Origin of the sequence: Actinomadura fibrosa (assembly GCF_900659615.1) — a bacterium.
Taxonomy (GTDB): Bacteria; Actinomycetota; Actinomycetes; order Streptosporangiales; family Streptosporangiaceae; genus Spirillospora; species Spirillospora fibrosa.
In genome coordinates this window covers 1-5715 of record NZ_CAACUY010000395.1, presented here as the reverse complement: position 1 = coordinate 5715, position 5715 = coordinate 1, and the positions used below count along the sequence as shown (strand labels likewise).

Here is a 5715-nt window from a genome sequence, read left to right as displayed (position 1 = left end):
GGCGCGGCCGGGGCGGGCGCCGCCGGGTCCACGGGCGTCATCGCCGCGGTCGGGACCAAGACCGCCGTCGCGATCGCGGGCACCGCCGTGGTCGGCGCCGCGGCCGGGGGCGTCGGCGCCTACGAGGCGACCAGGCCGCCCGAGAGGCCGCACGCCGCCGCCGTGAAGGCCGTCCCGCCGCCTCCCGGGGTGCCGATGACGGTGGGGCGGCTCTCCCTCCGGGTCCCGGACCACTGGAAGGTCTACGGCATCCCCCACGGCGGGACGGCCGTCGGCGACGAGACGCCTCCGCCGCCCGCGACCGACAGCTTCTACGTGCGCACCTGGAGGACGTGCGGCAAGCAGGAGCCGGTCAACGCGTCGATCTCCCCGGGCCAGACGTGGTGCCCCGGCTGGCGGGTGCTGGGCCCGAGCTTCTTCGACGACTCCGGTTCCTACGTCGCCGGCCGGTACAGGGCGTCCGACACCTACGCGTCGCTGTTCGGCCAGGACGAGGGGATGAGCTGCCCCGGCCACGAGAACCTCCGCGCGGTCGGCGTGCGGGACGGCGCCGTGCTCGTGGCGAACCGCCTCGCGCCCATGGGGACGAGGAAGGCGGAGTACCGCGAATGGCGCGTCCCCTGTTACACGCGCGGAGGCCTCGACGGATACGGCCCCACGGACAGGACGAGGTTCTCCTACGTGGAGCGGATCTGGTACCTGCCGCAGTCGAAGATCCTGGTCGTGGACGTCTGGGACACCCCGAACCTCGAACGGATCCTCCGCGACACCCGCTGGGTGTGACCTGCCCGTCCGTCCGCGCGGCGAGGCGCCGTTCCGAGACGCCCCGCCGCACGAGGACGGCGTCAGGAGTCGGCGACGCCGAGGTCCTTCGCCTCGCGGGCCAGCTCCTTCGCCACGGCCCCGCCGGACGCGGCGGCGTCCAGCTCGTGGGCGAGCTGCTCCAGCTCGGCGCCGCCCGCCATGAGGGCGGTCAGCTCCTCGCGGGTGATCTCCTCCTTGGTGTGGTAGCCGAGGCTCCGGCCCCGGTTCAGGATGAGGAACCGGTCGCCGACCGGGTAGGCGTGGTGCGGGTTGTGCGTGATGAACACGACCGCGAGGCCCCGCTCCCGCGCCTGCACGATGTAGCGGAGCACGACGCCCGCCTGCTTGACGCCGAGCGCCGCCGTGGGCTCGTCCAGGATCAGCGCCCGCGCGCCGAAGTGGACGGCGCGGGCGATCGCCACGCACTGCCGCTCGCCGCCCGACAGCGTGCCGATGGGCTGGTCGACGTCGCGGAGGTCGATGCCCATCTCGGCGAGCTCGCTGTGGGTGGTGCGGCGCATGAAGTCGATGTCCATGCGCCCGAACGACTTGCGCTTCTCGGATCCGAGGAAGAAGTTGCGCCAGACGGGCATCAGCGGCACGACCGCGAGGTCCTGGTAGACCGTCGCGATGCCGCGCGTCAGCGCGTCCCGGGGCGAGGCGAACGCGACCTCCTCGCCCTGGACCTCGTAGGTGCCCGAGTCGTGCCGGTGCAACCCGGCGATGATCTTGATGAGGGTGGACTTGCCCGCGCCGTTGTCGCCGAGGACGCAGGTGACCTCCCCCGCGTCCGCCTCCAGGCTCACACCGCGCAGCGCGATGACCGACCCGTAGCTCTTGCCGACGTCGGTCAGCCGCACCAGCGGCGCCGCGTCCGGACTCCCCTGCTCGCGGGGCACGGCCGCGCCCGTCATGGCGATCGCTCCACTCTGCGGCGCACGACGAGGTTGACCACGGTCGCGACCAGCAGCATCGCGCCGAGGAAGAAGCGGAACCAGTCCGGGTTCCACTCGGCGTACACGATGCCCTTGTTCGTCATGCCGAAGATGAACGCGCCGATCGCCGCGCCGATCGCCGACCCGTAGCCGCCGGTGAGCAGGCACCCGCCGATGACCGCGCAGATGATGTACGAGAACTCGTTGCCGACGCCCTCGCCCGACTGGACGGTCGCGAACGCGAACACGAGGTGCATCCCGGAGAACCAGGCGCAGAACGCCACGCCCATGAACAGCCCGATCTTGGTGCGGGCGACCGGCACGCCGACCGCGCGGGCGCTGGCCGCCGCGCCGCCCACCGCGAAGATCCAGTTGCCGACGCGGGTGCGCAGCAGGATCCACGTCGCGACCGCGACGAACAGCAGCCACCAGAACACGGTGACGTTCACGTTGACGCCCGCCACGTCCACGTCGCGGGCGAACACCGCGCGGGCCGAGTCGAACCCGTCCATGTCCCGGACGGAGTCGGACGCGACGTTCCCCGTGATCGCCTTCGTGACGCCGAGGTTCAGCCCCGCCAGCATGAAGAACGTGGCGAGCGTGATGATGAAGCTCGGCAGGCCCGTCCGCGTGTAGAGGATCCCGTTCAGCATCCCCAGCGCGAGCGTCACGGCCAGCGAGATCACCACGCCCGCCCACACGTTCAGCGTGAGCTGGTAGCTGACGAGCGCCGCGACCAGCGCCGAGCTCGTCACCATCACCCCGGCGGACAGGTCGAACTCGCCGCCGATCATCAGCAGCGACACCCCGACCGCCATGATCCCGAACGTCGAGCTCGCGTACAGCACCGTCGAGAACGAGCTCGTCTCCAGGAACGCGTCCGCGACGACGGAGAAGAACACGAACAGCGCGACCGCGCCGAGCAGCGCGCCGAGCTCCGGCCGGCCGAGCAGCCGCCGCAGCGCCGACTGGCGCTCCAGCCGCTCGTCCGCGCCGGGCCCCTTCAGCGGGGGCTCCGCGACCGCCTGCGTCACCGCGTCCCCCGGTTGGCGAACGCCTCCAGCGCCCCGGCGTTGTCCTTGGTGACGATCGCGGGCCCGGTCAGCACCGGCCGCCCGCCGCCGATGACGTTGCCGTTGTTCTTCAGCAGCCACAGCTCGTCCACGGCCCCGTACCCCTGGAGGTAGGGCTGCTGGTCGACGGCGAACCAGATGTCGCCCGCCTTGATCGAGGCGATGAGGTCCTTGTTCATGTCGAACGTGCCGACCTTGGCCTTGCTGCCGACCTCCTTCGCCGAGTCGACGGCGGTGGCGGCGAACGGCGCGCCGAGCGTCAGGATCCCGTCGATGCCCTTGTCGGCCTGGAGCTTCGCCGTGATGGACGACTTTACCTGCGGCATGTTCGTGCCCTGCACGAACAGGTTCTGCAGGTCGCCGCCGAACGTCTTCTTCGCCCCGGCGCAGCGGTCCTCCAGCCCGACGTTGCCCTGCTCGTGGATCACGCACAGCGCCTTCTTCGCGCCGATCTTCGCCAGCTCCGTCCCGGCGGCCTCGCCCGCGATGGACTCGTCCTGCCCGAAGTGCGCGACCGCGCCCAGCTTGGCCGAGTCGTTCGCGCCGGAGTTGATCGACACGACGGGGATCTTCGCGGCGGTGGCGCGGGCGAGGACGTCCTTCATCGCGTCCGGCTTGGCGAGGGTGACGATGATGCCGTCCACCTTCTGGTCGATCGCGGCCTGGACGAGCTGGGCCTGCTTGCCGCCGTCCGGGTCCGCCGAGTAGAGGAACTGGACGTTGTCCTTGGCCGCGGCGGCTTTCGCCCCTTTCTGCACGATGTCCCAGAAAGTGTCGCCCGGCCCCGAGTGGGTCACCATCGCGATCTTCAGCCGCGGGCCCGCGCCGGGAGCCGGGTTCGCGCTCTCCTCGGCCTTCTTGCCGCCCGAGCTGCTACAGGCGCCGAGCGCCAGCACCCCGGCGGCGGCCAGGACCGCGAGGCTCGTGGACGGCCTGCGCAGGACTGCACCTCTCATCGGACGCTCTCCGTTTCTCCCCCGAGGGGTGGGCTGGGTCAACAGAGGAGTTGATCACAGATGGCGGCGCCGCGCCCGTTCTTCCTGCCCGAAGCGGGCGCGGCCCCGCGCATCGGCGGATCTGCTGAGCTGAACACCCTAGCCAGATCGCACGGCCGTCAGCCGCGCGGCCCGGCGGGCACCGTCCCGGCCAGATAGTCCAGGCTGCGGCGGACGTCGCCGTACGGGCCGGTGCCCGGCGGGGGCTCGTCGGCGAGGACGGCGTCCTGCTCCATCACGTACCAGCCCTCGTAACCGGCGACCTCCAGCGTGCGGACGATGGCGGGGATGTCGACGTCGCCGTCGCCGAGCGGGCGGTACAGGCCGTCCCGCACCGCGCTCGCGTACGTCACCTCGCCGCGCCGCACCCGCTCCGCGAGCGCCGCGTCGACATCCTTCAGATGGACGTGCGCGATCCGGGCGGAGGCGAACCGCGTCAGCCACACGGGATCGGTGCCGCCGGCCAGCAGGTGCCCGGTGTCCAGACACAGCGGCACGGAGCTGGCGCCGAGCACCCGCTCGACCTCCGCGCACCCCTCCACGACCGTCCCGACGTGCGGATGCAGGGTGACCAGGCCGCCGCAGTCGGCGGCCCGCGCGGTGATCGCGTCGAGGTTGGCCACCAGCGTCCGCCAGGCCCGCGTGTCCAGGACCGGCCGCTCGTCGTAGCCGTCCCGCCCGGTCGCGGCCGCCAGCACGAGCACGGCCCCCTCCCCGATGCCGTCGAGGGCCCGCTCCACCACCGGCACCGGGTCGTACGCCGGATCGTGCAGCAGGACGGGAAGGAACGCGCCCACGAGCCCGAGCCCGTACTCGGCGAGCAGCGCCTCCCGGTCGGCCCGCCCGCCCGGCAGGAACCCCTCCGGCCCGGCCTCCGTCGCCGTCAGCCCGAGGTCGCGCATCTCCGCCAGCACCCGGTCGGGCCCCATCTGGTACCCCCAGCCGGGCACCTCGCACACGCCCCATGAGATCGGCGCGCCCGCGATCCTCATCGCCGCACCTCCTCCGTCCCGACGATCCTGCCCTCCCGCAGTGACAGTTCGCACGCCTCGGCGAGGTAGAACGCCTCCAGCGCCTCCTCGGGCGGGCACGGGTTGCCGCGGCGCCCCGCGACCACGTCCACGAAGGCGCGCAGCTCGGCGTCGTAGGCGTCCGCGAACCGCTCCATGAACCCGCTGTACGCGCCCCGCGGCCCCGCGCCCCGCTCCGCCGGACCGCCGCGCTCGGGCAGCGCGGTCACCGGCGTCCGCTCGTCCAGCCCGGCGACGATGCTGTCCTTGGACCCGAACAGCTCCAGCCGCGCGTCGTAGCCGGCCGCGTTGTACCGGGTGGCGGACACGACGCCGAGCGTCCCGTCGTCCAGGACGAGCAGGGCCGACCCGGTGTCGACGTCGCCGTACTCGCGGAAGAAGTCGTCCCCCCGGTTGGCGCCCGAGGCCATCACGCGGACGACCTCGCGCCCCGTCACGAAGCGGACGAGGTCCAGGTCGTGGATCAGGCAGTCGCGGAACAGGCCCCCGGACGAGGGCACGTAGGCGGCGGGCGGCGGCGCCGGGTCGAAGCTGCACGAGCGGACGGTGTGCAGCCAGCCGAGCCGCCCGGACGCGAGCGCGTCCCGCGCCGCCGCGTTGCCCGCGTCGAAGCGCCGCTGGAAGCCGACCTGCACCGGAACCTTGGCCACCTCCGCCGCGGCCAGGATTTGGAACGTTCCAGCAACGTCCGACGCGAGCGGCTTCTCGCAGAACACCGGGATCTCGGCGGCGACGGCGCGCTCCACCAGGCCGGCGTGCGCGTCGGTCGCGGCGGCCACGACCAGCGCGTCCAGCCCCGCCGCGTAGACGTCCGCGACGTCCGCCACGGCGGCGACCTCCGGAGCGCCGCCCCGGCCCGCGGCGCCCGGCCGCGGGC

6 protein-coding genes are annotated in these 5715 nt (G+C 72.9%); 1 reads left to right on the top strand and 5 read right to left on the bottom strand.

The genetic code is table 11. The features are described 5' to 3' along the window. A partial coding sequence (locus E1300_RS50990) for a hypothetical protein (protein ID WP_207400404.1) occupies positions 1-783 on the top strand: 783 nt, incomplete at its 5' end. Between the two features lie 62 nt (positions 784-845). Here the strand turns inward: E1300_RS50990 and E1300_RS47040 are convergent. The 5 genes from E1300_RS47040 to E1300_RS47020 form a co-directional block, all read right to left on the bottom strand. Further along, a complete protein-coding gene (locus E1300_RS47040) occupies positions 846-1718 on the bottom strand; it encodes an ATP-binding cassette domain-containing protein (protein WP_131763758.1) in 873 nt (290 codons plus the stop codon). Then, a complete protein-coding gene (locus E1300_RS47035) occupies positions 1715-2773 on the bottom strand; it encodes an ABC transporter permease (protein ID WP_131763757.1) in 1059 nt (352 codons plus the stop codon). The genes E1300_RS47040 and E1300_RS47035 overlap by 4 nt, the downstream gene beginning before the upstream one ends. Then, positions 2770-3768 (bottom strand): sugar ABC transporter substrate-binding protein, encoded by a 999-nt coding sequence (locus tag E1300_RS47030; protein WP_131763756.1) that lies wholly within the window; start codon positions 3766-3768, stop codon positions 2770-2772. Before E1300_RS47030 ends, E1300_RS47035 begins: the two co-directional genes overlap by 4 nt. Positions 3769-3926: 158 nt before the next feature. Further along, a complete protein-coding gene (locus tag E1300_RS47025) occupies positions 3927-4799 on the bottom strand; it encodes a TIM barrel protein (RefSeq protein ID WP_131763755.1) in 873 nt (290 codons plus the stop codon). Beyond that, positions 4796-5715: Gfo/Idh/MocA family protein (locus E1300_RS47020; protein ID WP_131763754.1), on the bottom strand; the 920-nt coding region annotated here is incomplete at its 5' end. The genes E1300_RS47025 and E1300_RS47020, both read right to left, overlap by 4 nt.